This window comes from Pseudoroseomonas ludipueritiae, assembly GCF_014490445.1.
Lineage (GTDB): Bacteria > Pseudomonadota > Alphaproteobacteria > Acetobacterales > Acetobacteraceae > Pseudoroseomonas > Pseudoroseomonas ludipueritiae.
Genome location: NZ_JACTUZ010000050.1, coordinates 1 through 26,901, shown reverse-complemented (window position 1 = coordinate 26,901; position 26,901 = coordinate 1). Strand labels below are relative to the sequence as shown.

Genomic DNA, 26,901 nt, shown 5'->3' with positions numbered 1-26,901 from the left:
CGCGCCGGTGGCACCGGTCAGCGGCGCGGCTGCCGACCTGCCCCTGCCCACCCCTGGGCGCGGGCGCACCGGCCCATGAGCACGCCGCGCCGGCCGCCCATCGGCCGTGACACGAAGCTCTGCATGTCCCTGGCCGGGCGGCCGGGCAATTTCGGCTCCCGCTTCCACAACCACCTCTATGAGGCATTGGGGCTGGACTACGTCTACAAGGCCTTCACCACGCAGGACCTGCCGGCGGCCATCGGCGGCATCCGGGCGCTGGGCATCCGCGGCTGCGCCATCTCGATGCCCTTCAAGGAAGCCTGCATCCCGCTGCTGGACGGGCTGGCGCCTTCCGCCGCCGCCATCGATTCGGTGAACACCATCGTCAATGACGATGGCGTGCTGACCGGCCACAACACCGACTATGCCGCCATCGCCCCGTTGCTGCGCCGATACGGCGTGCCGGCGGAGACACCCTTCGTCGCGCGCGGCAGCGGCGGCATGGGCAAGGCGGTGGTCTCGGCGCTGCGCGATGCCGGCTTCCGCAACGGCACCGTGGTGGCCCGCAACGAGGCCGCCGGGCGCCGCCTGGCCGATTCCTGCGGCTACCGCTGGCAGGCGGAGGTGACGGGCGCGCCGCTGCTGGTGAACATCACCCCCATCGGCATGGAAGGCGGCCCCGAGTCGCGGGACCTCGCCTTTCCCGAGGCACTGGTCGAAGCCGCCGATTATGTTTTCGACGTGGTGCACCTGCCGCCGGAAACGCCGCTGATCCGCCGCGCCCGCGAATTGGGCAAGGTGGTGATCACCGGCGCCGAAGTGGCGGTCCTGCAGGCGCTGGAGCAGTTCCGCCTTTACACCGGCGTCACGCCCTCTCCCGCGCAGGTGGAAGCAGCGGCGGCTTTTGCGCGTGGTTGATGCGGCCTGAGGGGCAACTGGCGCATACCCCTCATGCACTACACTGCTGCGTGATGGACATCTTACCGTCACGTTGCTACCACGCGCCGTCCTTTGCCGGGTCGGCTTCCTGCCGGCCGCACCCGATGGCCGGAGAAGCCCCCCCGGATGAAGATTATCGCCTGCAACAGCAACCGTCCCCTCGCCGAGGCGGTGGCCGCCGCATTGAACCTGCCGCTTACCCAGGCATCGGTTCGCCGCTTCGCCGACATGGAGATCTTCGTCGAGATCCATGACAACGTGCGCGGCGAGGATGTGTTCGTCATTCAGTCGACGAGCTATCCCGCGAACGACAACCTGATGGAGCTGCTGATCATGCTGGACGCCCTGCGGCGTTCCAGCGCCAAGCGCATCACGGCCGTGATTCCGTATTTCGGCTATGCGCGGCAGGACCGTAAGTCCGGCTCCCGCACCCCGATCTCGGCCAAGCTGGTGGCGAACCTGATCGTGGAAGCCGGCGCCGACCGCGTGCTGACGCTGGACCTCCACGCCGGGCAGATCCAGGGCTTCTTCGACATCCCCGTCGACAACCTCTTCGCCGCGCCCCTTTTCGCCCGTGACATCATGGAGCGCTACAAGGGCCGCGACCTGATGGTCGTCTCCCCGGACGTGGGCGGCGTGGTGCGCGCCCGCGCCATCGCGGCGCGCCTGCACACCGACCTCGCCATCATCGACAAGCGCCGTCCCCGCGCCGGCGTCTCCGAGGTGATGAACGTCATCGGTGACGTGGAAGGTCGCGACTGCATCCTGGTGGACGACATCGTCGACTCGGGCGGCACGCTCTGCAACGCGGCCGAGGCGCTGCTGAAGAACGGCGCACGCTCCGCTTCCGTCTATGTCACGCATGGCGTCTTCTCGGGCGGCGCCGTGGCCCGCATCGGCGCCGCGCCGATCGAGCAGATGGTGGTGACGGACAGCATCCAGGCCACCGAGGCCGTGCGCGTCTCCTCCAACATCCGCCAGCTCACCATCGCGCCGCTGCTGGCCGAGGCGATGCGCCGCATCTCCGAGGAAAGCTCGGTCTCGACGCTGTTCAACTGATGAACGGCCTCACGATCCGCGAGGCATCGCCCGCGGATCGTGAGGCCCTCATCGCCCAGTTCACCGGCCTCAATACCTCCGAGGACGGTATCGCTGGCGACCGCGACGCCCGCCCGTGGCCTGACCAGCCGGCCATCGGAGTTCTGACGGGCAGTTGAGGGCGGAGGCGCTCCATCGGAGCACGGGCTTCGCGCCCCGAGCCATCGAGCTGCCGAAGCCGCTGGACTGATCCCTTCCCCCCTTGCGGGCCGGAGCCGCGCCGCCGATGCTCCCGGGCCGCATACGGCATCCTGAGGGGGGTCTTTCATGAAGCTCTTTTATTCGCCCGGCGCCTGCTCCGTCGGTATCCACGTCATGCTGGAAGAGATCGGCAAGCCTTTCGAGCTGCAGCTCGTGCCGCTGAAGGACCAGGGGCAGGACAAGCCGGAATTCCGCGCCATCAACCCCAAGGGCAAGGTGCCGGTGTTGCAGCGCGACGACGGCTCCGTGCTGACCGAGTTCACCGCCATCGCCTTCTGGCTCGGCGCCAAGTTCCCCGAGGCCAAGCTGCTGCCGGCCGATGTGGACGGGCAGGCGGAGACGCTCTCCTTCGTGGACTACATCGCCGGCACGGTGCATCCGCAGGGCTTCACGCGCCAGTTCCGCGCCAGCCGCTTCACCCCCAACCCGGCCGACGAGCCCAAGGTGGTGGAACAGGGTAAGGCCCTGGCCGCCGAATACCTCCAGCTCATCGACCGCACCTGGAAGGGCGGCGAATGGGTGATGCCGCAGGGCTATTCCATCGCCGATGCCGCGCTGTTCTTCGTGGAATACTGGGCGGTGAAGCGCGTCGGCATGCCGGTGCCGCCCCGGATCGAGGCGCATCTGAAGGCCATGCTGGCCCGCCCGGCGGTGCAGCGGGCGCTGGCGGCCTCGGGCATGGCGGCATGAGCCTGGAAGTCTCGCCCGCCGCGCCCTTCTGGTTCCTGCGCCATGGCGAGACGGATTGGAACGCGCGCGGCCTGAGCCAGGGCAATGTGGACATCCCGTTGAACACGGTGGGATGGGCGCAGGCCGAACGCGCCGCCAAGGCCCTTGTGGAGGTGGCGACGGGCCCGCGCGCCATCGCCACCATCGTCGCCTCCCCCCTTTCCCGCGCCCGCAACACGGCGGAGGTGGTCTCGGCCAAGCTGGGCCTGCCGCTGGAGATCGACGAAGGGCTGCGCGAGGTCTCCTTCGGCGTGCAGGAAGGCCAGGAGATGGGCGGCTGGTTCGACGACTGGGTCGAGGGCAACCTGACCCCGGAAGGCGGCGAGAGCTTCGAGCAGCTGCGTCAGCGCACCGTCGCGGCCGTGAACCGCGCCCTGGCCAGGCCGGGGCCGGTGCTGGTGGTGGCGCATGGCGCGCTCTGGCGCGCCTTCCGCTCGGTGGCGGGGCTGCCGGCGAATGTCCGCACCCCCAATGCCCTGCCGCTCTGGGTCACGCCCCCGCCGGCGGGCGAAAGCGCCTGGCACTTCGAGCCGGCGGAACTGCCGGCGCTCTGACCTCAGCCAGCCGGCGGCAGCAACCTGCGCAGGCCGCCGGCACCCAGCAGCACAATGGGCGCCAGCCCGACCACCACCAGGGCCAGGGCCGCCACGGCGCCTTCCTCATAGGTGCCGCGCGCGGCCTCGGCGTAGAGCGCGGTGGCCAGGGTCTCGGTGTTCAGCGGCCGCAGCAGCAGCGTGGCCGGTAGTTCCTTCATGGCATCCAGGAAGGTCAGCAGCGCCGCGGCCGAGAGCGCCGGCAGCAGCAGCGGCAGATGCACGCGCCACAGCAGCCGCCCGGCGGCCGCGCCCATGGATTCGGCGGACCAATCGACCTCCCGCCGGATGCGGGCATAGGCAGCGTCCAGCCCTCCGGCCGGAATGGCCAGGAAGCGGATGACATAGGCCGCCACCACCGCCGCCACGCTGCCGGAGAGCGCGATGGGCGCCCAGCGGCCCAGCGCCTCATCCATCCAGCCGAAGGCAATGATCAACCCCACCGCCGCCACGCCACCCGGCAGCGCATAACCCAGCATCCCCAGCTTCAGAAGCACCGTCCCCGGGCCAGGGCGGCGGCGGGAGGGGCTGTCCCGCCGCGCGCCGAAGGCCAGCGGCAGGGCGGCGGCCAGGGCCAGGACGGTCGCCATGGCGGCCAGCATGGCGCTGTTGCCGATCCAGTGCGGCAGTTCCCGCGGCAGGCCGAATTCCGCCACGCGCGTCCAGGCGGCCCAGAGCAGGTAGGAGGCCGGCACCACAAAGCCCAGCAGCACCGGCAGGGTGCAGGCGAGGCTGGCGGCGAGGCCCAGCGGCAGCGGCAGTTGCTGGCGTTCCGGCGGTTCCGGCCGGGTGGTGGCGTGCCCTTCCCGCGCCCGGCCCCAGCGCTCCAGCGCCACCACTCCCGCCACCAGGGCCAGCAGCACCAGCGCGATCTGCGCCGCGCCTTCCAGCGAGGAGCGGGTGATCCAGGTCACGTAGACCGAGACGGTCAGGGTCCGCACGCCGAGGAACTCGGCGGCGCCGACATCGTTCAGCGCCTCCATCAACGCCAGGGCCGCGCCGGCGGCCACGGCGGGGCGCGCCATGGGCAGGCCGATGCGGCGGAACAGCAGCATCCCGCCCGCGCCGGAGGCCCGGCCGGCCCGCAGCACCTCGCTGCCCTGGGTACGGAAGGCGGCACGGGCCGCCAGATAGACATAGGGGTAGAGCACCATCCCCATCACCAGGATGCAGCCGGTGAGCGAGCGGATCTCCGGCAAGGGAATGGCGCGCGGGTCGGTCAGGCCCAGCAGGTGCCGCAGCCGGATCTGCACGGGTCCGGCGGGGTGCAGCACATCCAGCCAGGCATAGGCGGCGACATAGCCGGGCAGCGCCAGCGGCAACACCAGCGCCGCCGAGAGCAGCCGGCGCCCGGGAAAGCGGTAGCAGGCCGTCAGCCAGGCGGTGCCGGTGCCCACCAGCACCACCAATGCCCCCACCCCGGCCAGCAGCAGCAGTGTCTCGACCAGCGCCTGCGGCAGCACGAAGCGCATCAGGTGGGGCCAAAGGCCGCCGGAGCCAGCCCAGGCGGCCGTCGCCAGCGCCAGCACCGGCAGCGCGACCGGGGCCGCTGCCAGCACCGAAACCAGCCGAAGAACCTTCATCGAAAAGCCAGCGGATCAGCGGTCGAAGCCGACCTCATCCAGGATCTGGCTGGCGCGGGCCCGCTTGGCCGCGATCTCCGGCAGCGGAATGGCCCCGATCTTCAGCGTGCCGAAGCCGGCCACGATCGGGTGCAGGGCGGCATCGGCGCGCACCGGGTATTCGAAGTTCACCTCGGCATAGAGCGCCTGGGCCTCGGGCGAGACCAGGAATTCCAGCAGCTTCACCGCTTCCTCGCGGTTCGGCGCATGGCGGGCGATCACGGCGCCGGAGACATTCACCATGGCGCCGTCATTCGGCAGCACAATGCGGATGGCCTGGCCCCAGGCGCGCTGCTCCTCCCCACCCTGCCCGGAGAGCATGATGCCCTGGTAGTAGGTATTCGCCACGCCGACATCGCAGATGCCGGCGCGGATGTCGCGCGCCACCTCGCGGTCGCCGCCGCCGGGGCGGCGGGCCAGGTTGCCCTTCAGCCGGGTCAGGTAGTCGCGCAGCCAGGCCTCGTCGTGCTCCGCCAGCAGGGCCGAGAAGAGCGCGGTGTTATAGGGATGCTGGCCGGAGCGGATGCAGACCTTGCCCTTGAAGCGCGGGTCCGCGAGGTCCTCATAGGTCAGCCGAGCGCCTTCGGCCTCCGGCACCCGCTCACGCGAGACATAGATGGCGCGGGCGCGGGTGGAGAGGGCGAACCAGCGCCCATCCTCGCCACGCAGCCCGGCCGGCACGGCAGCCTCCAGCACATCCGATTTCACGGGCTGGGAGAGGTTGCGGTCCACCAGATCCATCAGGTTGCCGATATCGACGACCATGGCGACATCGGCCGGGGAGCGCGTGCCCTCGGCGGCCAGGCGCTCCGCCAGGCCGCCTTGCACGAAGACCGTGTTGACGGTCGTCCCTGTCTTCTGCGTGAAGCGCTCCAGCAGCGGGCGGATCAGCCCGGGCTCCCGCGTCGTATAGAGATTGACCTCCGCCGCCTGCGCGAACTGCGCTCCCAGCAACAGCGAAAGCGCGCCGATCGTGGCGCTGAGCCGATGAAACATGTGGCACCTCCCGGGCAGCCGCCGCGGCGGCATGCGGGCAGGCTCACATGGTTGCAAATGCGAGTCAATTACATCTGCCGCCCGCCATGCGCGGCCGGCATTGAACCGGGCCCGCATTCTTGCTAAGGCCCGCCCGCGCGCTGGCACCCCTGGAGGCCGGCGCGATCGTCTTTGGGCATCCCGCCCGGGGACGTATGGCATGGCGCCCCGGGTGAAGCCCGGCGCGGCGCCTCTGATGAGCGGAGCACGGATTCATGGTCCAGACAATTCGGATCGAGGCCGAAGCGCGCGAGTTGGCCGGTAAGGGGGCGGCGCGCGCGACTCGGAAGGCGGGGCTGGTCCCCGCGGTCATCTACGGCGCGAAGGAAGAGGCGGTTCTGATCGCCCTCGACCCGCGTGACGTGATGAAGGAAATGCACAAGGGCGGCTGGGCGTCGCACCTCTATGAGGTGGCGGTGAAGAACGGCCCGACCGTGCGCACCCTGATGCGCGACGTGCAGTTCCACCCGCTGAAGGACACGCCGATGCACGTGGACTTCCAGCGCCTGGCCCCGGGTCAGCTGATCCGCGTGAAGGTGCCGGTGGTGTTCACGGGCGAAGACACCAACCCCGGCGTCAAGGAAGGCGGCGTGGTCAACGCTGTCCACCGCGAGCTGGAAGTGCTGTGCGATCCCGACCAGGTGCCCGAGAACTTCGTGGTTGAGCTGGGCGAGCACGGCATCGGCCACTCCTTCCACTGGGACGACGTGAAGGACAAGGCCGGCGCCAAGCCGGTGCAGTCCGGCAACTTCGTGGTCGCCTCCATCGCGCCGCCGAAGGTGGTCGAGGAAGAGGTGATCGTCGCCCCCGTTGCCACTGCTGCCGCGCCCGCCAAGGGCAAGGCCGCCAAGGGCAAGAAGTAAGAAGCAAGGTTTGTGACGGTGCTGCTCTGGGTCGGTCTCGGCAATCCGGAGCCGGGCCAGGCGCGGCACCGGCATAACATCGGCTTCATGGCGCTCGACGCCATCGCGCGCCGCCACGGCTTCTCGCCGTGGCGGAGCCGCTTCAAGGGCCTCGCCTCGGACGGCAGCATCGCCGGCCAGAAGGTGCTGCTGCTGAAGCCGCAGACCTACATGAACCTCTCCGGCGAATCGGTGCAGCCGGCGGCGGCCTTCCTCAAGATCCCGCCCGAGAACATCACCGCCTTCCATGACGAGCTGGACCTCGCCCCGGGCAGGATCCGCATCAAGAAGGGCGGCGGCGCCGCAGGCCATAACGGGCTGCGGGACATGGACCGCAAGCTCGGCACGCCGGAATATTGGCGTGTGCGGCTCGGCATCGGGCATCCCGGCATGAAGGAAAAGGTTACCGGCCATGTGCTGGGCAACTTCGCCAAGGTGGACACTTGGCTGGAGCCCATGCTGGATGCCCTGGCCGATGCAGCGCCGCTGCTGGCCAAGGGCGAGCGGGAAGCCTTCATGACCCGCGTCGCCCTGCTGACACAGGAGAGTTGAGAGATGGCGATCGAAGACGCCGCGGCCGATCTGGCCGCTGAGTTCGGCGGCCCCGGCCCCGAGGATATCGCCAATGGCGTGGCCGTGCTGGCCGCCGCCCTGCTGGCGCAGGCCCGCACGCTGGCCACCACCGCCGCCGCCCTGCGCGAGAGCGACACCGACCACGAGGGCGCCATCGAGGCCGCCGCCGCCCGTGCCTCCCTGGCGCTGGCCATGGCCCAGGCCGTTTCCGAGGCCGCGCCCCCGGCCCGCCCCGGGCTGATCCGCGCCGCGGCCGATGCGCTGGATGTTTCCGTCACCGGCGCCGTCACCCAGCTCCGCGCCGCCGCCCTGGCCCTGCCCACCGACGATGCCTCCGCCCGCATCGCCGCCGCGCAGATCGCGCAGGACATCGCGCAAGGCCTCGGCTGAGCGCCAACCCCCACTTCCAAACACGCCTGAGGTATTCGCTGTCATGGGTTTCAACTGCGGCATCGTCGGGCTGCCGAACGTCGGCAAGTCCACCCTGTTCAACGCGCTGACGCAGACTGCCTCGGCCCAGGCGGCGAACTACCCCTTCTGCACCATCGAGCCGAATGTGGGCCGCGTGGCCGTGCCGGACGCGCGGCTGCAGACCATTGCCAAGATCGGCAAGAGCCAGAAGATCGTCCCGACCAGCCTGGAATTCGTGGACATCGCCGGCCTGGTGCGCGGCGCCAGCAAGGGCGAGGGCCTGGGCAACCAGTTCCTCGCCAATATCCGCGAGACGGATGCCATCGTGCATGTCCTCCGCTGCTTCGAGGACAGCGACGTCACCCATGTCGAGGGCAGCGTGGACCCGCTGCGCGATGCCGACATCATCGAGACCGAGCTGATGCTGGCCGACATGGACAGCATCGAGAAGCGCCTCGTCGGCCTGCAGAAGCGCGCCCGTGGCGGCGACCGTGAATCCGCCGCCCAGGTGGCGCTGATGGAGCCGATCCTGGCCGCCTTGCAGGATGGCAAGCCCGCCCGCACCGCTATCCCCAAGGGGCAGGAAGAGGCGGTGCGCCGGCTGCAGCTGCTGACCAGCAAGCCGGTGCTTTATGTCTGCAATGTCGAGGAAGCCTCGGCCGGCGAGGGCAATGCCTACTCCGCCAAGGTCTTCGAGCGCGCCAAGGCCGAGGGCGCCAAGGCCGTCGTGGTCTCCGCCGCCATCGAGGCCGAGATCAGCCAGATGGACGAGGCCGACCGGGGCGAGTTCCTGGAAGGGCTGGGCCTGAAGGATTCCGGCCTCGACCGCGTCATCGCCGCCGGCTACGGCCTGCTGGGGCTGATCACCTATTTCACCGTGGGGCCGAAGGAGGCCCGTGCCTGGACCATCATCAAGGGCATGAAGGCGCCGCAGGCCGCCGGCGTGATCCATGGCGATTTCGAGCGCGGCTTCATCGCGGCCGAGACCACCGCCTATGACGACTACGTCGCCCTGGGCGGCGAGCAGGCGGCCAAGGAAGCCGGCAAGACCCGTGTGGAAGGCAAGGAATACGTCGTGAAGGACGGCGACATCATGCTCTTCCGCTTCAACGTCTGAGGCGGCCGGAATTCATTCGGGCAGAGATTTAATTTCACGTTTTCGCGAGGTTCGGCTAAGCTGACGAAGGCCCTGAAGTAGCACCTGCCGGGGCTGCACCTGACATTCAGCATCCTGCAGGACGGCGGCTTTGCAGCTTCACATCCCCACGCTGCTTGTTGTCAGCACGCTACTGGCCATCACCCTTGGGGTGATGTGGCTGTTCCTCGCCTGGGGAGGCTCGCGGGTTGGCGGGCTGCGCCATATGGGCGCCGCCAACCTGCTCTTCGCGGCCGGTACGGTGCTCAGCGTGCTTCGCGGCACAGCGCCGGCCTTTCTCTCCATCGACATCGCCAATGGGCTGATCCTGCTGGCCTGCGGGCTCTGCTGGGCCACCGCCCGCCGGTTCGATGACCGCCCCGCCCCCTGGAGCGTGGTACTGGCCGGCGCCCTGGCCTGGCTGCTGGCCTGCCGCTTCCCCGGCATCACCGGCACCGTCGAGGCCCGGGTGCTGATCCTGAACCTGATGTGCGGCGGCTATATCCTGGCGGCTTCCTGGCAGTTCTCGCGCCGCTGGCAGGATATGCGGCTGTTCCGCAGCATCGTCTCGATCTCCTTCGGCCTGCACGGGGTGCTGATCCTGCTGCGCCCCCTGCCCTCGCTGCTGCAGGACCGCTGGCACGTCACCGAGGCCATGCCCTCCAGCATGCTCTTCGGCGCGGCGCTGGTGGAGGCGATGGTGCATCTGGTGGGCGTCAGTTTCGCCATGCTGGCCATGATCCGTGAGCGGGAGCAGCACCGCGCGGTGGCCGAGATCGCCATCTCCCGCGATGCCGCAGACCGCGCGAATAACGCTAAATCCCGCTTCCTGGCGCGGATGAGCCACGAGCTGCGCACCCCGCTGAACGGCGTGCTGGGCCTGGCGCAGGTGCTGGCAGCCAACCGCAGCCTGCCAGCCGAGGCGCGCAGCCACGGCACCATGATCGAGCGCGCCGGCCGCCACCTGCTGGCCCTGGTGAATGACGTGCTGGACCTGTCGCAGGTGGAGGCCGGGCGGGTCAGTTTCGACCAGCAGCCGGTGCCGCTGGGCCGCCTGATCGACAGCGCCGCCGTGCTGGTGCGCCCCGCCGCGGCCGGCAAGCAGATCGAGCTGAAGGTCTCGATGGCGCCAGACTGCCCACAGGTGGTGCTGGGAGACGAGCTGCGCCTGCGGCAGGTGCTGCTGAACCTGCTGGGCAATGGCGTGAAGTTCACGCCCGAGCAGGGCGAGGTGTGGCTGGAGATCCTGCCGATGCCTGGCGAGGGCATCCGCATCGAGGTCACCGATACCGGGCCCGGCATTCCGCCCGAGCAGCGGGGCCTGCTGTTCCGCGACTTCAGCCAGGTGCCGGGCCATCAGCCGCCGCGTGAGGGCAATGGCCTCGGCCTGGCCATCTCGGCCGGGCTGGTGGAGGCGATGGGCGGCTGCATCGGCATGGCGCCGGGCCCCAATGGCTTTGGCAGCCGCTTCTGGGTGGAGCTGCCGCTGCCCAGCGCCATCGGCAGCATCCCGGCAGCCCCCGCCATCGTGCCGGGGCAGCCCGGGCGCATCCTGGTGGTCGATGACGTGGCACTGAACCGGCTGGTGGTGCAGGCCCTGCTGGAATCGGCCGATTACGAGGTGATCATGGCGGCCAGCGGGCGGGAGGCCATCGCCGCCCTCTCCGAAAGCCGCTTCGACCTGGTGCTGATGGATGTGCAGATGCCGGAGATGGATGGGCTGGAAGCCACCCGCTACATCCGCGCCTCCGAGGCCGCGCGCCCCAATGTGCCCCGCACCCCCATTGTCGCCCTGACCGGTGAGGAGATGAAGGATGAGGTGCAGGCCTGCTTCGACGCCGGCATGGACGGCCACTTGAGCAAGCCGGCGGACCGTGCCGCCCTGATCTCCATGGTGCGCCGCATCACCTCCGTCAGCGGCAAGGGCAACCGGCCGCCGCTCAGCGGCGCGGCCTAGGGCGCCTCCGGTTCCGGCTTGCCCGGCTCCAGCACCGCGCCGTCCAGCAAGGCGCGGCGGCGGGCTTCCTCCTGCTCGTCCCGCAGCCGGGTGGCCTTGTCGCGCCCGAACTTGACGCGATTGGCCTCGGCCTGCCGCTCCGCCTTCTGGCGGGCCTGGGCTTTCCGGTGGCGGTTGAGGTTGACGATCTCGGCCATGGGCTCAGGATAGTCTGGCTCCCGGCCCCTGGGCCAGGGTTCGCGGCGGCGCAGGACAGCCAGAGGAAAGCCCATGAAGATCGAGTTGACCGCCAGCGATGGCCACCGCTTCTCCGCCTGGCGCGCGGGCCCGGCCGAGGCCACGAAGGCCCTGGTGGTGGTGCAGGAGATCTTCGGCGTGAACCGCCACATGCGCCATGTCTGCGAGGGCTTCGCCAACCAGGGCTTCGCCGTGGTCAGCCCCGCGCTCTTCGACCGCGCCGAGCGGGATGCCGAGCTGGGCTACGAGCAGGCGGACGTGCAGCGTGGCCTGGCCCTGCGGAAACAGATTTCCGATGAGCAGGTGATGCTGGATATCGAGGCCGCCGCCGCCGCCCTGCCCGCCGGCGCCGCCAGGGGCATCATCGGCTATTGCTGGGGCGGCAGCATTGCCTGGTGGGGCGCCACGCGCAGCCGCTCCTTCAAGGCGGCCGTGGGCTATTACGGCGGCGGCATCGCGGCCAGCCGCGCGGAAAAGCCGAACTGCCCCGTGCAGCTCCATTTCGGCGCCGAGGATAAGGGCATCCCGCTGACGGATGTGGAAGCCATCCGCGCCGCCCAGCCGGGGGTCGAGATCCATGTCTATCCCGGTGCCGGCCATGGCTTCTCCTGCGAGGAGCGTTCCTCCTACAGCCCGACCGACGCCATCCTGGCTGAACAGCGCAGCCTGGCCTTCCTGGCCAAGCACCTGGGCTGAGGCATGATCCTGTTCCTGGCCACCGCCCTGATCCTGCTGGCCTTGCTGGCGGTGATCCCCTTCTGGGCAGGAACGGGCCTGAACGGCGTGCCCTTCGCCATGATCGGGTTATTGGCGGCGGGCGTGCTCTTCTCCGCCATCTTTGGCCGCGCCCCGAAGGACTGACCTCAGCCGCCGGCGCCATCCCGCTGGTGGCGGGGGACGCCGGCAACCCAGGTGGCGCGCACGGCACGGTCATCCCCCAGCGTCATCAGCACGAAGAGCCGTTCCGCCCAATCCCGCGCATGGCGCATGCGGTATCGCAGCAGGGGCGTCGCCTTCAGGTCCAGGACCGTCAGGTCGGCCTCATACCCCGGCGCCACGCGGCCGATGCGCCCGGCGAGATCCAGCGCCTGCGCCGCCCCTTCCGTCGCCAGCCAGAAGCCATGCGCCGCCGTCAGCCTGGTGCCCAGCGCCCGCGCGACCTTGTAGGCCTCCCCCAGGGTGCGAAGTTGCGAGAAGCTGGTGCCGGCGCCGAGGTCGGTGCCCAGGCCGACGCAGACCGGCCGTTCCCGCCGCCGGGCATCGAAGAGCCGGAACAGGCCGCTGCCGAGGAAGAGATTGGAGGTCGGGCAATGCGCCAGGGCCGAGCCGGTGCGGTGGCAGCAGCCGAATTCCGCCTCGGACAGATGCACGGCATGGCCGAAAATGGCGCGGCGCCCGGTCAGCCCTGCGCGGTGATAGACGTCGAGGTAGCTGTCGGCTTCCGGGAACAGCGCCCGCACCCAGGCGATCTCGGCCTCGTTCTCGCTCAGATGGGTTTGGAGATAGGTGCCGGGATGCTCCCGCCAGAGCCGCGAGGCGGCGGCAAGCTGTGCCGGGGACGAGGTGGGCGCGAAGCGGGGCGTGACCGCGTAGAGCTGCCGCCCCACACCATGCCAGCGCTCGATCAATGCCTTGGATTCGGCATAGCCGCGCTCGGCGGTATCCAGCAGCGCATCCGGCGCGTTGCGGTCCATCAGCACCTTGCCGGCGATCATGCGGGTGTTCAGCCGGTGCGATTCGGCGAAGAAGGCCTCCACCGACTGCGGATGCACGGTGCAATAGACCGCCGCCGTGGTGGTGCCGTTCCGCAGCAACTCCGCCAGGAAGAGCTTTGCCGCCTCCGCTGCATGGGTGGGGTCGGCGTAATCCTGCTCGGCAGGGAAGGTATAGGTGTTGAGCCAGTCCAGCAGCTGCTCGCCAAAGGCGCCGATCATCTGCGTCTGCGGGTAATGGACGTGGCAGTCGATGAAGCCGGGGCAGATCAGCGCATCCTGGTAATGCGCGACCTCCAGGCCCCTCGCCCGCGCCGGGTCATAGGGCGCGACCTCGGCTATCAGGCCATCCTCCAGCACCACCAGGGCATCCTCGGTGATGCGGAGGGTGGCGGCGGGGTCTTCCGCCAGGAAGGGGTCCCCGGTGAAGCCGAGGACCGCCCCGCGCAGCGCCCGCCGCATGCGCCTCAGGCCGCCCGGTTCAGCACCCGGCCGGCAACGGCATCCAGCTTGGCCAGCAGCGCCGGGTCGCGCTTCTCCGGCGCCGTCACCAGCGCATATTCCAGCGCGCGGTCGCAGCCGGCGGGGCAAGGGCCACGGCGCTGGCCCAGCATCGGCACCACCGTCTTCACCAGTTGCTTGGCGCGGTCGGCATTGGCCAGCATCACCTTCACCACCGCATCCACGGTGACGGCATCATGGTCCGGGTGCCAGCAGTCGAAATCCGTCACCATGGCCACGGTCGCGTAGCAAATCTCCGCCTCACGGGCGAGCTTGGCTTCCGGCATATTGGTCATGCCGATCACGTCGCAGCCCCAGCCACGATACATCTCGCTCTCGGCCTTGGTGGAGAATTGCGGGCCTTCCATGGTCAGGTAGGTGCCGCCACGCTTGTGCTTCAGCCCGATCTCGCGCGCCGCCGCTTCCACATGGTCGCCGATGCGCGGGCAGACCGGATGCGCCACCGAGACATGCGCCACGCAGCCGGATTCAAAGAAGCTCTTCTTCCGCGCGAAGGTGCGGTCGATGAACTGGTCCACGATCACGAAGGTGCCCGGCGGCAGGTCGCCGTTCAGCGAGCCCACGGCGGAGAGCGACAGGATATCCGTCACGCCCGAACGCTTCAGCGCATCGATATTGGCGCGGTAATTCACGTCCGAGGGCGTCAGCGGATGGCCGCGCCCGTGCCGGGGCAGGAAAACGCAGCGGACGCCGTCCAGCCGGCCGAAGAGCAGCGCGTCGGAGGGCTTGCCCCAGGGGGTCTCGACCTCGCGCCATTCGCGATCTTCCAGCCCGTCGATGTCATAGAGGCCGGAGCCGCCGAGCAGGCCGATAACGGGCTCGATGGTGTCGGTCATGGGGGAACACTCCGCAATCGGTGGCAGACATGGAAAGGGCCGCCCTGAACCGGGCGGCCCTGCCTTATCAGAGCGAGGGGGCCGAGGCACCCCTCTTGATGCAGCCTGCGCTTAGTGGACGTCGGCCCAGGTCTTGCGCTTCACGGCATAGGCGAGGCCGCCCAGGATCGCCAGGAAGATCAGCACCCGGACGCCCATGGCGCGGCGGGTCTCCAGCTCCGGCTCGGCCGCCCAGGTCAGGAAGGCCGCGACGTCGCGCGCCATCTGGTCCACGGTGGCCTTGGTGCCATCGGCATAGGTCACCTGCCCTTCCTGGGACAGCGGCGGCGCCATCGCGATCTGATGGCCGGGGAAGTACTTGTTGTAGTGCATCCCCTCCATCACCGTCACACCCTCGGGCGGCTCCTCGTAGCCGACGAGCAGCGCGTGGATGTAGTCGGCGCCACCGACGCGCGCCTTGGTGATGACCGAGAGATCCGGCGGAAGCGCGCCGTTATTGGCCGCCCGCGCCGCCGCGGTATTCGCGAAGGGATGGCGGAAGCGGTCGGAGGCCCGGCCCGGGCGCTCAAACATCTCGCCATTGTCGTTCGGCCCGTCCTGGATCTGGACGCCCGCGGCGACGGCCGTGACCTCATCCGCGCTGAGCCCGATGTCCCGCAGGTTGCGGTAGGACAGCAGGTTCATGGAATGGCAGGCGGCGCAGACGTCCTTATAGATCTGGAAGCCGCGCTGCAGCTCACCCCGGTCATAGGTGCCGAAGGGCCCGTCGAAGGAATACTTCGTGTCCGGGATGTGGATCTCGCCCTCGGCGGCCACGGCGCCAGTGGCCAGCCCGAGGGTCACGGCGGCCGCGAGGGCCGCCGATTTCACGAAACGCAGCGCCATATCACGCCTTCTCCATCGGCTGGGCGGTAGCGGCGCCAGGCAGCGGTCCGCCCCCGCGCAGCACAGGACGAGCGATGCTTTCCGGCAGCGGCAGCGGGCGTTCGATCTTGCTCAGCAGCGGCAGCAGCACCAGGAAATACGCGAAGTAATAGGCGGTCGAGAGGCGCGCGATCAGCACGTACACGCCCTCGGCCGGCTTGCCGCCCGCCCACATCAGGACGAAGAAGTTGACGGTCCAGAGCAGGAACAGCCAGCGGGCGATCGGGCGGAAGCGCATGGAGCGCACCGGCGAGCCGTCCAGCCAGGGCAGCACGAAGAGCACCAGGATCGAGCCGAACATCGCCAGCACGCCCATCAGCTTGTTCGGCACCGCGCGCAGGATGGCGTAGAAGGGCAGGAAGTACCATTCCGGCACGATATGCGCGGGCGTCGAGAGCGGGTTGGCCGGGATGTAGTTGTCCGGGTGGCCGAGGTAGTTCGGCATGAAGAAGACCAGCACCGCGAAGACCATCAGGTAGACGACGATGCCGATGCTGTCCTTGGACGTGTAGTACGGGTGGAAGGGCAGCGTGTCCTGCGGGCCCTTGGGCTCGATGCCCAGCGGGTTGTTGGAGCCCGTGATGTGCAGCGTGGCGACGTGCAGGAAGACCACGCCCGCGATCACGAAGGGCAGCAGGTAGTGCAGGGAGAAGAAGCGGTTCAGCGTCGGGTTGTCGACGGAGAAGCCGCCCCAGAGCAGGGTCACGATGCTGTTGCCGACCAAGGGAATGGCCGAGAACAGGTTGGTGATGACGGTGGCGCCCCAGAAGGACATCTGGCCCCAGGGCAGCACGTAGCCCATGAAGGCGGTGGCCATCATCAGCAGGAAGATGACCACGCCGATCATCCACAGCAGCTCACGCGGCGTCTTGTAGGAGCCGTAGTACATGTTCCGCCAGATGTGCACGAGCACGACGATGAAGAACATCGAGGCGCCGTTCATGTGCACGTAGCGGATCAGCCAGCCGTAGTTCACGTCGCGCATGATGCGCTCGACGCTCTCGAAGGCCAGGCTGGTATGGGCGGTGTAGTTCATCGCCAGGAAGATGCCGGTGGCGATCATGATCAGCAGGTTGATCATGGCCAGGGCGCCGAAATTCCACAGGTAGTTGAAATTCCGGGGAGTCGGGAAGGTCCCGTACTCCTTGTCCATCATGGTGAAGACCGGCAGGCGCTGGTCGATCCAGCGGATGACGGGGTTCTTGAAATCGCTCTGGTGAAGGCCGGATGCCATGGGTGCGGTCCTCAGCCGATGCGGATCTGGGTATCGGACCGGAATTCGTATTCCGGCACGGCCAGGTTCGTGGGCGCGGGGCCGCGGCGGATGCGGCCGGAGGTGTCGTAGGCGCTGCCGTGGCAGGGGCAGAACCAGCCGCCGTATTCACCACGCGGGTCGGTCGGCTTCTGGCCGAGCGGCACGCAGCCCAGGTGGGTGCAGATACCCACCACGATCAGCCAGGGCTCGCGCTGCACGCGGGCCTTGTCGTCCTCGGGGTCGCGAAGCTCGCCCACGTTGACGGCCTTGGCTTCCTCGATCTCCTTGGCCGTGCGGTGGCGCACGAAGACCGGCTTGCCACGCCACATCACGGTCACGGCCTGGCCTTCGGTGATGTGGCTGATGTCCACATCCACGCTGGCCAGCGCCAGCACGTCCTTGGCCGGATTCATGGAGTGGATGAAGGGCCACACGATGGCGCCCACACCGACCGCCGCGAAGGAGCCAGCAACCAGTTTCAGAAAATCCCGCTTCGTCCCGTCCGCGGGGGCATGGTGTTGGCCACCACCCGTGGCGGGGGGGCTGCTGCTCGGCGCAAGCGTCTCGGCCATCCTCGTCGTCCCTGTTGGCGGCCGCCCCGATACTCAGGTGGGCCGACCGCTGATCCCTTCCGCGGCAAGATGCGGAGGCGCGTGGACGAGCGTGTTTCCACGCCGCCTTTGTTGCGCCAAGGCCATATAAAGCCACCCCCTGCGGGGTGGCAATCGCCGCCGGGCCTCCTATCTGGCCCCTTTGCATGCCTTCGTGCCCCTTGCGCATGGTGTTGCGCGCCTGAAAGCGGCGGGCTAGCGGCAGCCCGGCCCCTTGGCCCACCACCCCAGGATCATTGCCCGCCATGCCCGATACCGCCCCTGGAGTCCCGATGGACCACCCCCTCGCCCCCGCCGCGCGCGCCTGGTTCGAGTCGCTGCGCGACCGGATCTGCGCCGCCTTCGAGGCGATCGAGGCCGAGGCCGGCGGCGATGCGCGCTTCGAGCGCAAGGCCTGGGACCGCCCGGGCGGCGGCGGCGGGGTGATGAGTTCAATGCGGGGAAAGGTCTTCGAGAAGGTGGGGGTGAATGTCTCCACCGTGCACGGGGAGTTCAGCCCGGAATTCCGCCGCTCCATCCCCGGCGCCGAGGAAGACCCCCGCTTCCTGGCCACCGGCATTTCGCTGGTGGCGCATATGCATTCCCCGCGCGTGCCGGCGGTGCATATGAACACGCGCTTCATCGCCACCACGCGGGCCTGGTTCGGCGGCGGCGGCGACATCACGCCCATGGCGATGCAGGCGCCCGAGTCGCTGGAGGATGCCGCGACCTTCCATGCCGCCTTCCAGGCCGCCTGCGACAGGCACGACCCCACCTATTACCCGCGCTTCAAGCGGTGGTGCGACGAGTACTTCTTCCTGCCCCACCGCAACGAGCCCCGGGGCCTGGGCGGCATCTTCTATGACTGGCTGGGCCGCGACGATGCCGATGCCTCCCGCCTGCCGGAGCATTTCGCCTTCACCCGCGACGTGGGCGAGGCCTTCCTGGATGTCTATCCGCGCATCGTCCGCCGCCGCATGGCCGAGCCCTTCACCCCCGCCGAGCGCGAGCACCAGTTGCTGCGCCGCGGCCGCTACGTGGAGTTCAACCTGCTGCACGACCGCGGCACGCTGTTTGGCCTGCGCACCGGCGGCAATGTGGAAGCCATCCTGATGTCGCTGCCGCCCGAGGTGAAATGGGCCTGAGCGCCCTCCCCTTGCCGCCGCGCCCACGCGCCCCCATACCCGCGCCGTGGCGCAAGATCTGACAACCCCGGCCGGGCGGCGCGCCGCCTGGACCAACAGCCTTTTCGTGGACCATGCCGTGCTGCGCCTGTTCTGGCGCAACTGGGGCACGGTGGAGGATGGGCGGATCTACCGCTCCAACCACCTCGGCCCCCGGCAATTGCGGGCGGTGGCGCGGCGCTTCGGCATCCGCACCATCATCAACCTCCGCGGGCACCGGGAGACCTGCGGTTCCGATGCCCTGGGGCGGCAGGCGGCGGCGGAGCTGGGGCTGACGCATGTGGATGCCCCGCTGGAAAGCCGGGGCGCGCCGCACAAGGACCGCATCCTGCGCCTGGCCAAGCTGTTTCAGGAACTGCCGCAGCCCATCCTGCTGCATTGCAAATCCGGCGCCGACCGTACCGGGCTGGCCGCCGGGCTCTGGCTGATGCTGCAGGGGCGGCCCGTGGAGGAAGCCATGCGCCAGCTTTCCTGGCGCCACGGCCATGTCTCCGCCAGCAAGACCGGCATCCTGGATGCCTTCTTCCGCGAATACGCCCGCTTCACCCGCACCCACGGCCCCAAGCCCTTCCTGGACTGGGTGGAACAGGATTACGACGAGCAGGCGCTCCGCGCCGCCTTCCGCTCCCGCGCCTGGGCGGACCGGCTGGTGGACGGCATCCTGCGGCGGGAATAACGCCTCAGCCTTCGTCGCGCCCCTGCCGGTATCGCGGCAGGTCATCGGCCAGGTGCAGCCAGGACAGGCGGCTGCCAGCCTGGGTATGGTCGGCGGGCGGCACCTGCTCCGGGTCATCCAGGCTGGCGGTGGTGATGTCGATCTCCTCGGGCAGATCGAGATTCTGGAAGGTCAGCGGCGTGCCGCAGTGCGGGCAGAAGGAACGCCGGCCCTTTTCGCTGGAAGCGAAGCGCAGCGGCTCCCCCGCCGTGAAGCAGAAGTCCCTCGCCCGCAGGCTGAACCAGGCGACGGCGGGCGCGCCGGCGACGCGGCGGCAGTCGCGGCAATGGCAGAGGGTGGGATGGAAAGGAGCCCCTTCCCCTTCGTAGCGGGTTTTCCCGCAATAGCAGCCGCCCGTCAGCATGCCCGCCTCTCCTTATGAATGTTCGTGCCCGGTCAGCCCGCTCCCGGCACCGGGCAGGCCGGGTCGCCCTCCTGGCAGGACAGGTAGCGACGCAACTGCGTCACGCGCTGCTCGGTCAGGTGCTGCCGGCACTGGGCCACCAGCATCGGGCGGATGCTGCCGCCCTCGGCGCCGATGGTGGCGAAGTCGCATTCCCCGTCGCGGAAGCGAATCCAGGCGCGCTGGGCCTCCCGAAGCGCCCGCGCCGCCTCGGGGTCCGGCTTCAACCGGTCCATGATGCGGCCATAGGTCTCGTTCAGCGCCGCGTCGGCCTTGCGCAGCCCTTCCCCGGCGCAGTCGCCCAGGTCTGCCTGGGTGGCATCCGGGCCGCATTCCCGTGCGGCGGCGGGCCAGGCAAGGGTCAGCATCAGGGCGGCCAGCAGGCCCAGGACGCGCATCGACTCACTCCACAGCGAAAGCCTGGGTGCGGACCATACGCGCGTAGAGCCCCTCGCCCGCCATCAGTTCTCCGTGCCGGCCCTGCTCCACCGCGCGGCCCTCCTGCATCACCACGATCCGGTCGGCCGCCTGCACCGTGGCCAGCCGGTGGGCAATGACCAGGGTGGTGCGGCCCTGCCGCAGGGTTTCCAGCGCGCGGCCGACCAGGGCCTCGTTCTCGGCATCCAGGGCGCTGGTGGCTTCGTCCAGCAGCAGCACGCGGGGGTTGCGCAGCAGGGCGCGGGCCAGGGCCACGCGCTGCCGCTGCCCGCCCGAGAGGCGGGAGCCGCCGGAGCCCAGCATCGTATCGTAGCCCTGCGGCAAGGCTGCCAGGAAATCATGCGCGGCGGCGGCGCGGGCGGCGGCCTCCACCTCGGCCCGCGTGGCGCCGGGGTGGCCGCAGGCGATATTGGCCAGGGCCGTGTCGTCGAAGATCACCGCATCCTGCCCGACATAGGCGATGGCGGCGCGCAGGCTTTCCAGCGTCACCTGCGTCACCGGCACGCCATCCAGCAGGATCTGGCCTTCGGTCGCGTCGTAAAGGCGCGGCAGCAGCGCCAGGGCCGTGGACTTGCCGGCACCCGATGGGCCGACCAGCGCCACCGTCTGCCCCGGCTCCGCCTGGAAGGAGAGGCCGGCCAGCACCGCCTCCCCATCCCCGTAGCGGAAGCCGACATCACGGAACTCCACCGCGCCGGGGCCATCCGGCAGCGCGGGGGCGCCGGCCGGGGCGGTGATGCGCGGGGTGCGGTCCATCTCGGAAAACACCCGCACCAGCCCGCCAAAGCCTTCCTGCAGCGCGGCGTTCAGCGAGCCCAGGGCACGGATCGGCTGCGTCGCCACCAGCAGCGCGGCGACGAAGCCGGTGAACTCGCCCACCGTGCCGCGCCCGGTGGAAACCTTCCAGCCGACAAAGCACAGCACGCCGGCCACCGCGATGCCGCCCAGCGCCTCCAGGATCGGGTCAAGCTTGGAGCGCGTGCGGGCGATATGCATCAGCGCATCCCGCAGCCGGGCGAAGGCATGGCGGGCGCGGCCTTCCTCCTGCGCCTCCAGCCCATAGGCGCGGACGACGCGGGCGGAGGAAAAACTCTCGGTCAGCATGGCGGCCGCCTCGCCCACCCGTTCCTGCATGCCGCCGGAAGCGCGGCGGATGCGCTTGCCCAGCCGCAGCACCGGCACGATGGCCACCGGGTAGAGCAAGGCCAGGATCAGGCTCATCTGCCAATCGAGGTAGATCATGGAGGCCACGAGGCCGATCACCGTCAGGCCATTGGCCAGGCCGTTGATGGCCTTGGTCAGCGCCTCCCGGATCGCCTGGGCATCGGCGGTGAAGCGGGCGGCGTGGCGGGCCGGGGCCTCGCGCGCCAGCACGGCCAGGTCGGCGCGGGTCAGCGCCCGGAAGAGGTCGTTCTGGATGGATTCGATGACCCGCAGCACCACCGCCTGCACCGAGACCGCCTGCCCGTATTGCGCCGCCGCCTTGCAGGCCGTGAGCACGATGATGGTGGGCGGCACCAGCCAGACGATGCGGGAATCGCCCGCCGTGAAAAGGTCGAAGGCCTGCTGGATCACCAGCGGGTAGAGCGCGGTGAAGCCCGCCAGCGCCAGGGTGCAGAAGAGCGCCAGGACGATGCCGGCGCGGTGGTGGCGCATATAGTCCCGCCAGAGGCGGAGGGTCAGGGCGCGGGTGGTCTCGGGGGGCGGAAGGGCGGCCATGCGGGCCGCTTAGCATGGCTGGGCCATAAGGCGAGAGGCGCGGCGTGGAGCCACGCCTCCCTTGGGCGGTTCAGCGGGCCGGGGCCTCGGCCGCTTCCGGCGTGACGAGGCTCAGGCGGGCGCGGGCCTGCGTCATCATGCAGATCAGGAAGACCACCGTCACGGCGCCCACGTAATGTGCCGGGCCCAGCGGGTTGGCATTGACCAGGGCGGTGACCAGGAGCGGCGTCACGCCACCGAAGATGGCATAGGCGACGTTGTAGCTGAAGGACACGCCGGTGAAGCGCACGCTGGGCGGGAAGGCATTCACCATCACGAAGGGCACCACATTGATCACGCCCACCGTGGCACCCGCGAAGGCATAGAGCGGCAGCAGCAGCTCCGGAGAGGTGCCGGCGCCGATATAAAGCGCATAGGTGCTGACGATCAGCAGCACGCCGCCGATCAGCCCAACCTTCACCGCGCCGAAGCGGTCCAGCAGCACGCCGGAGAACATGGCGCAGACGGTCAGCAGGAAGGTGGCGGCCAGGTTGGCCTTCAGCGTCATCACAGGCGTGAAGCCGTGCAGCTTCTGCATCAGCGCCGGGGTCATCAGGATCACCACCACCACGGCGGCGGTCAGCATCCAGGTCACCAGCATGGAGAGGATGACGGCGCCGCGGTGGTCGCGCAGCGCCTGCTTCACCGGCAGTTCCTTGCTCAGCGCCGCATGGGCCCGCATTTCCTCGAAGATCGGGGTCTCCTGCAGGAAGCGGCGCAGGTACATGGCCACCAGGCCGGAAACACCGCCCGCCAGGAATGGGATGCGCCAGGCCCATTCGCCCACCTCGGCCGGGGTGAAGGCGGCATTGATGCCGGTGGCCATCAGGGAGCCCAGCATGATGCCGCCGGTCAGGCCGCCGGTCAGCATGCCGCAGGCCAGGCCGACATGCTTGGCCGGCACATGCTCCGCCACAAAGACCCAGGCGCCCGGCCCCTCACCGCCGATGGCCGCGCCCTGCATCATGCGGAAGACCAGCAGCAGCACCGGGGCGGCATAGCCGATGGTCTCATAGGTCGGCATCAGGCCGATCAGCAGCGTCGGCACCGCCATCAGGAAGACCGAGAGCGTGAACATGCGCTTGCGGCCGACCAGGTCGCCGAAATGCGCCATGATGATGCCGCCCAGTGGCCGCGCCAGATAGCCGGCGGCGAAGATGCCGAAGGTCTGCACCTGCTGCAGCCAGTCCGGCATGCCGACCGGGAAGAACAGATGGCCGATCACCGTCGCGAAGAAGACGTAGATAATGAAATCGTAGAATTCCAGCGCGCCGCCGAGCGAGGCGAGGGCGAGCGTGCGGATATCCTGCCCATTCAATGGACGGTTTTGGGCGGCTGCGCCTCTCTCGGCCATCATTTCAGAACCTTATCGAACGTCGGAAAATTACTTGCGCCCAGGCTGGGCAATGCGCAATTTTAGCAAAACACTTGTTTCGCCAACATTCGCAATAAGCGAATGCTGCAATGCGGTCGTCGCGTGGCTGCACCTGTCAGGGGCCTGACGCGGGAGCGTCATCGGCCTGTCACCGGTTCTGGCTAGAGGCTGGACCTCGCCTGACCGGAGATCCGCCGATGCTGCGCCGCCGCCCCTTCCTGCTCGCCTCCGCCGGCGCTGCCCTGGTGTTGCCGCGCCTCGCCATTGCCCAGGCCGGCCGGCGCCCCAGCATCACGGTGGCGGTGCAGAAGCTGGCGAATTCCAACACGCTGGAACCGCTGCGCGAATCCTCCAATGTCGGCACCCGGCTCATGGCTTCCTATGCCGAGACGCTGATGATGCAGGACTGGCTGGGCGACCTGTCGCTGCGGCCCGGCCTCGCCACCGCCTGGCGCCGGGTGGATGACCACACGCTAGAAGTGACGCTGCGCTCCGGCGTGCGCTTCCATGACGGGCGCGAGATGACGGCGGAGGATGTCGCCTTCTCCTTCGGGCCGGAGCGGATGGGCCAGCAGGCCGGCGCGGCCAGCAACCTCTTCGGCAGCGTGCCCACCAACCGCCAGGGCAAGGAAGCGCCGCCCGAGGTGGCCGCCGTCGCCCGCCGCGCCTTCGGTGGGCTGGCGTGGGTGGAGATCGTCGACCGCCAGACGCTGCGCTTCATCCATGAAGGACCGACGCCGGCCATCGAGGGCCGCTTCGCGCAGCTCGCCGGCATGATCGTCTCCCGCGCCGCCTTCGAGGCCGCGCCGTCCTGGCTGGACTGGGGGCGCAAGCCGGTGGGCACCGGCCCCTATGCCATCGAGGAATTCCGCCCCGACCAGTCCCTGACCCTGGTGGCGCATGACGCCTATTGGGGCGGGCGGCCGCCGCTGTCGCGCATCCGCTTCGTGGAGGTGCCGGAAGCCTCCTCCCGCCTCAATATGCTGGCCTCTGGGGAGGCGGATTTCGCCTGCGACGTGCCGCCGGACCTGATCGGCCAGGTGGAGCGCAACCCGCGCCACGAGGTGGTCGGCGGGCTGATCATGAATCTGCGCCTTTCGGTCTTCGACAAGACCAACCCGGTGCTGGCCGATGCCCGGGTGCGCCGCGCCATGACCCATGGCGTGGACCGCCAGTCCATCGTCGATGCGCTCTGGGGCGGACGCACCGGCATCCCTCGCGGCGAGCAGTTCGCATTCTATGGCGAGATGTTCCAGTCCGACTGGGAAGTGCCGAAGTTCGACCCCGCCGAGGCCCGCCGCCTGCTGAAGGAAGCCGGCTACAAGGGCGACCCGATCCCCTACCGGCTGCTGAACAACTACTACACAGCCCAGGTGCCGACGGCGCAGATCCTGGTGGAAGGCTGGCGGCAGGTCGGGCTGAACGTGCAGATCGAGACGCGGGAGAACTTCTCCCAGGTCCTGTCCAAGGAAGGCCAGCGCGGCATCTGGGACTGGTCCAACAGCGCCGGCTTCAACGACCCCGTGGCCTCCATGCCCCGCGCCCATGGGCCGGAGGGGCAGCAATGGCAGGTTGGCGCCTGGCGGAACGAGGAATTTGGCCGGCTCTGCGCCGTGCTGGATGGCTCTGTGGACCTGGCGGAGCGCCGCCGCGCCTTTCGCCGCATGCTGGAAATCGCCGAGCGCGAGGACCCCGCCTATACCGTGCTGCACCAGACGGTGAACTTCACCGCCAAGCGGCGCGACCTGCCCTGGAAGCCCGGCCAGTCCTTCGGCATGGACTTCCGCGCCCAGAACTGGAAGGCATGACGATGACCCTCATCGCATCCCATCGCGGCGGCGCCATTCTCTGGCCCGAGAACAGCCTCACCGCCTTCCGCCGCACCGCGGAACTGCCGGTGGACCAGGTGGAATTCGATGTGCACCTTTCCGCCGATGGCGAGGTGGTGGTGATCCACGACCCCTATCTCGACCGCACCACCGAGGCGCGCGGCCCGGTGGAGGCGCTCACCCTGGCCGAATTGCGGCAGGTGCGGCTGAAGGGCGCCGGCGGCGACACCGTCCCGACCCTGGCGGAGGTCGCGGCGCTGTTCCGCCCGACGCCGCTGATGCTGCGGATGGAGCTGAAGACGGGCGCGGATGGCTCGCCATACCCTGGCCTGCTGGAACGATTCGCCGCCGTGCTGGCGCAGGCGGGCATGCTGGAGCGCACGGTCATCACTTCCTTCCGCCTGCCGCTGGCGGCGGAAGCCCTGGCCGATGAGCGCTTCGATGGCCGCGTCATCTGGCTGGTCTCCCGCCCATGCCTGCGCGATGCGGGGCTGGAAGGCGCGATCGGCGCGGCGCTGGCCTCCGGCGTGCCCGCCATCGGCCTGCACAGCGCCGATTGCAACGCACGCGCCGTGGCCACCTGCCGCCGCGCCGGGCTTTCGGTCGGCGCCTGGGCCGTGAACGGGGCGGAGGTGATCCGCCACATCCTCGGCCTCGGCATCGATGTCTTCACCACCGACGATCCGGTGGAAGCCCTGGCGCTGCGCCAGGATCAGAGCATGGGCCGCCCGCCCGTGACGGGGATAAGGGCGCCGGTCATGTAGCTGCTCTCGTCCGAGGCCAGCAACACATAGGCCGGGGCCAGTTCCGCCGGCTGGCCGGCGCGGCCCAGGGGCGTGTTCTCGCCGAAGCTCTTCACCGCGTCCTCCGGCATGGTGGAGGGGATCAGCGGCGTCCAGATCGGGCCGGGGGCGACGCAGTTCACGCGGATGCCCTTCTCCGCCACCAGCCCCGCCAAGCCGGCGGTGAAGTTGGCGATGGCGCCTTTGGTGGTGGCATAGGCCAGCAGCGTGGGCGACGGGTTCTTGGCGTTGATCGAGGTGGTGTTGATGATGGAGGCGCCGGCCTGCATGTGCTTCAGCGCCGCCTTCGAGAGATAGAACTGCGAATGGATGTTGGTCCTGAAGGTCAGGTCCCATTCCTCATCGCTGATCTCGTCGATCTTCTCAAAGCTCATCTGATGCGCGGCATTGTTCACCAGCACCGAGATGCCGCCCAGCTCATCCACCGTGCGCTTCACCAGCTCCCGGCAGAAGGCCGGGTCCTTGATGTCGCCCGGCGCCAGGATGGCCTTGCGGCCGGCCTGCTCCACCCACTTGGCCGTTTCCTTGGCGTCGTCATGCTCGTTCAGATACGAGATCACGATATCCGCGCCTTCCCGCGCGAAGGCGATGGCCACGGCGCGGCCGATGCCGGAATCGCCGCCGGTGATCAGCACCTTCTTGCCCTGCAGGCGGCCGCTGCCCTTGTAGGATTCCTCGCCATGGTCGGGCTGCGGCGTCATGGGCGCGGTATGGCCCGGAGGCTGCTGCTGCTGCGGGGGCTGCGGCGGCTGCGGACGGCTGCTGTCGTCGTTGGGCATGATCGGCCTCCTGCTAGGGTTCGCCGGCACAACGCCACAACGGCGCGATGGTCACAGCCAAGTCACGGAAAAACCTTGGTTTCAGCCACGCTTCAGCATCTTGCGGCAGGCTTCGGCATCGGCTTCGCAGCCACCTTCCAGCCACCATTGCCGCACCCGCGCCAGGGCCTGCCCGACACCCGGGCCCGGTGGAATGCCGGCGGCCAGGGCATCCCGCCCCTGCAAGGGAAAGACCGGGCGCGGCGTGGCACCGATGCGGGCGCGCAGGGCGGTGCGGTCCATGCCGTCCGAAGCCTCGGCGACCCAGGCGAGGTCCGGCGGCAGGGCCGGCGGCATGGCGGCCAGCCAGCGGCGTAGCGCGGCG

Annotated in this window: 29 protein-coding genes and 1 pseudogene; 16 read left to right on the top strand and 14 right to left on the bottom strand. The window is 69.4% G+C overall.

Going from position 1 to position 26,901, the window contains the following annotated elements; all coding sequences use genetic code 11:
- The first annotated feature begins 75 nt into the window (after nt 1–75).
- The 5 genes from IBL25_RS12715 to IBL25_RS12695 all read left to right on the top strand — a co-directional run bounded on the left by IBL25_RS12715 (nt 76) and on the right by IBL25_RS12695 (nt 3,503).
- The gene (locus IBL25_RS12715) at nt 76–900 is read left to right on the top strand and encodes a shikimate 5-dehydrogenase (RefSeq protein WP_187778919.1); all 825 of its coding nucleotides are present in this window, start codon (nt 76–78) and stop codon (nt 898–900) included.
- Between the two features lie 147 nt (nt 901–1,047).
- Nucleotides 1,048–1,980, top strand: a complete 933-nt coding sequence (locus IBL25_RS12710) for a ribose-phosphate pyrophosphokinase (protein ID WP_187778918.1) — start codon at nt 1,048–1,050, stop codon at nt 1,978–1,980.
- Entirely contained in the window at nt 1,980–2,138 is a 159-nt protein-coding gene (locus tag IBL25_RS12705; RefSeq protein WP_187778917.1) for a hypothetical protein, read from the top strand. The genes IBL25_RS12710 and IBL25_RS12705 overlap by 1 nt, the downstream gene beginning before the upstream one ends.
- A 148-nt stretch (nt 2,139–2,286) precedes the next feature.
- A complete protein-coding gene (locus IBL25_RS12700) occupies nt 2,287–2,910 on the top strand; it encodes a glutathione S-transferase family protein (RefSeq protein ID WP_187778916.1) in 624 nt (207 codons plus the stop codon).
- Entirely contained in the window at nt 2,907–3,503 is a 597-nt protein-coding gene (locus tag IBL25_RS12695) for a histidine phosphatase family protein (RefSeq protein ID WP_187778915.1), read from the top strand. The genes IBL25_RS12700 and IBL25_RS12695 overlap by 4 nt, the downstream gene beginning before the upstream one ends.
- A gap of 2 nt (nt 3,504–3,505) precedes the next feature.
- Here the strand turns inward: IBL25_RS12695 and IBL25_RS12690 are convergent, their stop codons facing one another.
- Nucleotides 3,506–5,125, bottom strand: a complete 1,620-nt coding sequence (locus IBL25_RS12690; RefSeq protein WP_187778914.1) for an ABC transporter permease — start codon at nt 5,123–5,125, stop codon at nt 3,506–3,508.
- Nucleotides 5,126–5,140: 15 nt separating this feature from the next.
- The gene (locus IBL25_RS12685) at nt 5,141–6,160 is read right to left on the bottom strand and encodes an extracellular solute-binding protein (protein WP_187778913.1); all 1,020 of its coding nucleotides are present in this window, start codon (nt 6,158–6,160) and stop codon (nt 5,141–5,143) included.
- Between the two features lie 254 nt (nt 6,161–6,414).
- Between IBL25_RS12685 and IBL25_RS12680 the strand changes: the two genes are divergently transcribed.
- The 5 genes from IBL25_RS12680 to IBL25_RS12660 all read left to right on the top strand — a co-directional run bounded on the left by IBL25_RS12680 (nt 6,415) and on the right by IBL25_RS12660 (nt 11,177).
- Nucleotides 6,415–7,062 (top strand): 50S ribosomal protein L25/general stress protein Ctc, encoded by a 648-nt coding sequence (locus IBL25_RS12680; RefSeq protein WP_187778912.1) that lies wholly within the window; start codon nt 6,415–6,417, stop codon nt 7,060–7,062.
- Between the two features lie 18 nt (nt 7,063–7,080).
- Nucleotides 7,081–7,653, top strand: coding sequence for an aminoacyl-tRNA hydrolase (gene pth / locus IBL25_RS12675; RefSeq protein WP_187778921.1), 573 nt, complete (start codon nt 7,081–7,083; stop codon nt 7,651–7,653).
- 3 nt (nt 7,654–7,656) lie between these two features.
- Nucleotides 7,657–8,064: a hypothetical protein gene (locus tag IBL25_RS12670; protein ID WP_187778911.1), complete on the top strand. Its 408-nt coding sequence runs from the start codon at nt 7,657–7,659 to the stop codon at nt 8,062–8,064.
- Between the two features lie 43 nt (nt 8,065–8,107).
- A complete protein-coding gene (ychF, locus tag IBL25_RS12665) occupies nt 8,108–9,202 on the top strand; it encodes a redox-regulated ATPase YchF (protein WP_187778910.1) in 1,095 nt (364 codons plus the stop codon).
- Between the two features lie 130 nt (nt 9,203–9,332).
- Entirely contained in the window at nt 9,333–11,177 is a 1,845-nt protein-coding gene (locus IBL25_RS12660; RefSeq protein WP_187778909.1) for a response regulator, read from the top strand.
- On the opposite strand, the gene IBL25_RS12655 is transcribed toward IBL25_RS12660, so the two are convergent.
- Complete coding sequence (locus tag IBL25_RS12655) at nt 11,174–11,374, bottom strand: DUF4169 family protein (protein ID WP_187778908.1); 201 nt, start codon at nt 11,372–11,374, stop codon at nt 11,174–11,176. The two genes, IBL25_RS12660 and IBL25_RS12655, sit on opposite strands and share 4 nt — an antisense overlap.
- Before the next feature lie 73 nt (nt 11,375–11,447).
- On the opposite strand from IBL25_RS12655, the gene IBL25_RS12650 reads away from it, so the two are divergent.
- Nucleotides 11,448–12,110, top strand: coding sequence for a dienelactone hydrolase family protein (locus tag IBL25_RS12650; RefSeq protein WP_187778907.1), 663 nt, complete (start codon nt 11,448–11,450; stop codon nt 12,108–12,110).
- Nucleotides 12,111–12,113: 3 nt separating this feature from the next.
- On the top strand, nt 12,114–12,275 hold the full coding sequence (locus tag IBL25_RS12645; RefSeq protein WP_187778906.1) for a hypothetical protein: 162 nt from the start codon (nt 12,114–12,116) through the stop codon (nt 12,273–12,275).
- A gap of 2 nt (nt 12,276–12,277) precedes the next feature.
- Here the strand turns inward: IBL25_RS12645 and guaD are convergent, their stop codons facing one another.
- From guaD to petA, 5 genes are all read right to left on the bottom strand, one after another.
- Entirely contained in the window at nt 12,278–13,588 is a 1,311-nt protein-coding gene (guaD, locus tag IBL25_RS12640) for a guanine deaminase (protein ID WP_187778905.1), read from the bottom strand.
- Between the two features lie 5 nt (nt 13,589–13,593).
- On the bottom strand, nt 13,594–14,484 hold the full coding sequence (locus IBL25_RS12635) for an S-methyl-5'-thioadenosine phosphorylase (RefSeq protein ID WP_187778904.1): 891 nt from the start codon (nt 14,482–14,484) through the stop codon (nt 13,594–13,596).
- 111 nt (nt 14,485–14,595) lie between these two features.
- A complete protein-coding gene (locus tag IBL25_RS12630; protein WP_187778903.1) occupies nt 14,596–15,369 on the bottom strand; it encodes a cytochrome c1 in 774 nt (257 codons plus the stop codon).
- A 1-nt stretch (nt 15,370) separates the two neighbouring features.
- A complete protein-coding gene (locus tag IBL25_RS12625; protein ID WP_187778902.1) occupies nt 15,371–16,642 on the bottom strand; it encodes a cytochrome b in 1,272 nt (423 codons plus the stop codon).
- Nucleotides 16,643–16,653: 11 nt separating this feature from the next.
- Nucleotides 16,654–17,235: a ubiquinol-cytochrome c reductase iron-sulfur subunit gene (gene petA / locus IBL25_RS12620; protein ID WP_187778901.1), complete on the bottom strand. Its 582-nt coding sequence runs from the start codon at nt 17,233–17,235 to the stop codon at nt 16,654–16,656.
- A gap of 284 nt (nt 17,236–17,519) precedes the next feature.
- Here petA and hemF point away from each other — a divergent pair, with 284 nt between their 5' ends.
- Complete coding sequence (gene hemF, locus IBL25_RS12615; protein ID WP_187778900.1) at nt 17,520–18,398, top strand: oxygen-dependent coproporphyrinogen oxidase; 879 nt, start codon at nt 17,520–17,522, stop codon at nt 18,396–18,398.
- A 46-nt stretch (nt 18,399–18,444) separates the two neighbouring features.
- Nucleotides 18,445–19,113: a tyrosine-protein phosphatase gene (locus IBL25_RS12610; protein ID WP_187778899.1), complete on the top strand. Its 669-nt coding sequence runs from the start codon at nt 18,445–18,447 to the stop codon at nt 19,111–19,113.
- A 4-nt stretch (nt 19,114–19,117) separates the two neighbouring features.
- On the opposite strand, the gene IBL25_RS12605 is transcribed toward IBL25_RS12610, so the two are convergent.
- The 4 genes from IBL25_RS12605 to IBL25_RS12590 form a co-directional block, all read right to left on the bottom strand.
- Nucleotides 19,118–19,516, bottom strand: coding sequence for a GFA family protein (locus tag IBL25_RS12605; protein WP_187778898.1), 399 nt, complete (start codon nt 19,514–19,516; stop codon nt 19,118–19,120).
- 32 nt (nt 19,517–19,548) lie between these two features.
- Nucleotides 19,549–19,953 (bottom strand): lysozyme inhibitor LprI family protein, encoded by a 405-nt coding sequence (locus IBL25_RS12600; protein WP_187778897.1) that lies wholly within the window; start codon nt 19,951–19,953, stop codon nt 19,549–19,551.
- A gap of 4 nt (nt 19,954–19,957) precedes the next feature.
- Nucleotides 19,958–21,712, bottom strand: a complete 1,755-nt coding sequence (locus IBL25_RS12595) for an ABC transporter ATP-binding protein (protein ID WP_187778896.1) — start codon at nt 21,710–21,712, stop codon at nt 19,958–19,960.
- A gap of 70 nt (nt 21,713–21,782) precedes the next feature.
- Nucleotides 21,783–23,069, bottom strand: coding sequence for an MFS transporter (locus IBL25_RS12590; RefSeq protein ID WP_238940395.1), 1,287 nt, complete (start codon nt 23,067–23,069; stop codon nt 21,783–21,785).
- A gap of 254 nt (nt 23,070–23,323) precedes the next feature.
- Here IBL25_RS12590 and IBL25_RS12585 point away from each other — a divergent pair, with 254 nt between their 5' ends.
- Together IBL25_RS12585 and IBL25_RS12580 are read left to right on the top strand one after the other, a co-directional pair.
- Complete coding sequence (locus IBL25_RS12585; RefSeq protein ID WP_187778895.1) at nt 23,324–24,934, top strand: ABC transporter substrate-binding protein; 1,611 nt, start codon at nt 23,324–23,326, stop codon at nt 24,932–24,934.
- A gap of 2 nt (nt 24,935–24,936) precedes the next feature.
- Entirely contained in the window at nt 24,937–25,719 is a 783-nt protein-coding gene (locus IBL25_RS12580) for a glycerophosphodiester phosphodiesterase family protein (protein ID WP_238940394.1), read from the top strand.
- Here the strand turns inward: IBL25_RS12580 and IBL25_RS12575 are convergent.
- Both IBL25_RS12575 and IBL25_RS12570 read right to left on the bottom strand, forming a co-directional pair.
- Nucleotides 25,668–26,537, bottom strand: a complete 870-nt coding sequence (locus tag IBL25_RS12575) for an SDR family oxidoreductase (protein WP_187778893.1) — start codon at nt 26,535–26,537, stop codon at nt 25,668–25,670. The two genes, IBL25_RS12580 and IBL25_RS12575, sit on opposite strands and share 52 nt — an antisense overlap.
- A gap of 81 nt (nt 26,538–26,618) precedes the next feature.
- A pseudogene (locus IBL25_RS12570) lies at nt 26,619–26,901 on the bottom strand (CCA tRNA nucleotidyltransferase); the annotation flags it as partial.